Below are 1,797 nucleotides of genomic sequence, written 5' to 3'. Positions count from 1 at the left end.
CGGAGGCGTCGGCGGGCAGCGCGCCCGGCGTCTCCTTCTGGTCCTCTCGGCCGGTGGTGCCGACGAACTGGCGCATCACGCCGAGCCCGCCGCTGATCGTCACCGAGCCGCCGTGCGGCTGCAGGTCGCCCGCGATCATGCGCAGCAGCGTGGTCTTGCCCGCGCCGTTGGCGCCCACCAGGGCGACCGCGGCGCCCTCCCCGACCCGGAAGGACGCGTCGTCGAACAGCACCCGCCCGTCCGGCAGGTAGTACTCCAGGTGCGAAATCTCGACGTGTCCCATGCGGACGATTGTCCCCATCGTCCGCCCAGGACCAAAACGGATTACCCCGCGACCGGCGCCGGCTGCCCCGGCAGCGTGCGGATCCGGCGGGCGAGCCGGCTGCGCTCGGCGAGCTGGTCGTCGGCCGGGTAGCCGACCTCCTCCAGCGTCAGCCCGTACGGCCGGATCACGTTGACCGCCGAGTTGCGCACCCCGCCGGCCAGCACCTCGCCGGGGAACTCCACCGGCCGGTGCCCGTCGCCGACCAGCAGCATCGCGCCGACCAGGGCGCGGACCATGTTGTGGCAGAAGGCGTCGGCGCGCACGGTGGCGACCGCCAGCGAGCCCTCCTGCGCGGCGTAGGCGTCCACCGGGACGCGGTCCCAGTGCAGCTCCAGCAGGGTGCGGATGGTCGTCGCGCCCTCGCGCTTCTTGCAGTACGCGGCGAAGTCGTGCTCGCCGACGAGCAGTTCGGCCGCGGCGTTCATCCGGTCGAGGTCCAGCGGCCGGTCGTGCCAGAGCACGTGACCGCGCAGCAGCGGGTCGACGCCGCCGGGGTGGTCGGCGACCCGGTAGGCGTAGCGCCGCCAGATCGCGGAGAACCGGGCGTCGAAGCCGGCCGGCGCCTCGCCGAGCCGGTAGATCCGGACGTCCCCGGGCAGCCGCCCGGCCAGCCGGCGCAGCAGCTTCTCCCGGTGCGCGGCCCAGAGTTCGGCCGGCAGGTCCACGTGCGCGACCTGGCCGCGGGCGTGCACCCCGGCGTCGGTGCGGCCGGCCACGGTGAGCGGGAAGAGCTCGGAGCTACGGGTGACGATCTGCAGCGCCGTCTCGATCTCCTCCTGCACCGTCCGGCGGCCGCCGCGCTGGCGGGCCCAGCCGGAGAACTCGGCGCCGTGGTAGGCGAGGTCCAGCCGGACCCGGACGTACCCGTCGGCCGGGCCGTCCTTCACCGGTGGCTGCTCGGCGCAATCGTTGACCACTGTGCTCCACTCCCTGGACATGAGGAACGGGCCCGCTCCCCCACGGATGGGGAAGCGGGCCCGCGACGACACCTAGCGGTGTCAGGCCTGCTCGGCGGCCTCGGCCTCGGCGGCCGCGGGGGCCTCCTCGACCTTGGTCTCCTCGGCCTTGGCGTCGGCCTCCTTGACGGCACGCTTGGTGGCGGCCTCGGCCTCGCCGACGGCGGTCTGCGCGACGGTCAGCGCCTCGACCAGCTCGATCACGGCCATCGGGGCGTTGTCGCCACGACGGGGACCGATCTTGGTGATGCGGGTGTAGCCACCCGGGCGGTTCTCGTAGCGCGGCGCGATCTCGGTGAAGAGGGTGTGCAGCACCGAGATGTCGGTGATGGTCTTGCGCACCAGGCGACGGTTGTGGATGTCGCCCTTCTTCGCCTTGGTGATCAGCTTCTCCGCCAGCGGGCGCAGGCGGCGGGCCTTGGCCTCGGTGGTGGTGATGCGGCCGTACTGGAACAGCTCACGGGCCAGACCGGCGAGCAGCAGCGGCTCGTGGTGCGGGCCGCCGCCGAGGCGGGC

Annotated in this window: 3 protein-coding genes; all 3 read right to left on the bottom strand. The window is 73.6% G+C overall.

Annotated features, from left to right (window positions below):
• The coding region (locus MCM47_RS40040) for an ATP-binding cassette domain-containing protein (protein ID WP_238951761.1) at nucleotides 1–283 on the bottom strand (283 nt) is incomplete at its 3' end.
• Between the two features lie 41 nt (nucleotides 284–324).
• Nucleotides 325–1,242 (bottom strand): tRNA pseudouridine(38-40) synthase TruA, encoded by a 918-nt coding sequence (truA, locus tag MCM47_RS40035; protein ID WP_238951760.1) that lies wholly within the window; start codon nucleotides 1,240–1,242, stop codon nucleotides 325–327.
• Nucleotides 1,243–1,323: 81 nt separating this feature from the next.
• Nucleotides 1,324–1,797, bottom strand: a 474-nt coding sequence (gene rplQ, locus MCM47_RS40030; RefSeq protein WP_238951759.1) for a 50S ribosomal protein L17, incomplete at its 5' end; no start/stop codon positions are given.

It is taken from the genome of Kitasatospora sp. A2-31 (genome assembly GCF_022288725.1).
GTDB lineage: Bacteria > Actinomycetota > Actinomycetes > Streptomycetales > Streptomycetaceae > Kitasatospora.
This window is presented reverse-complemented; position numbering and strand designations above follow the sequence as displayed.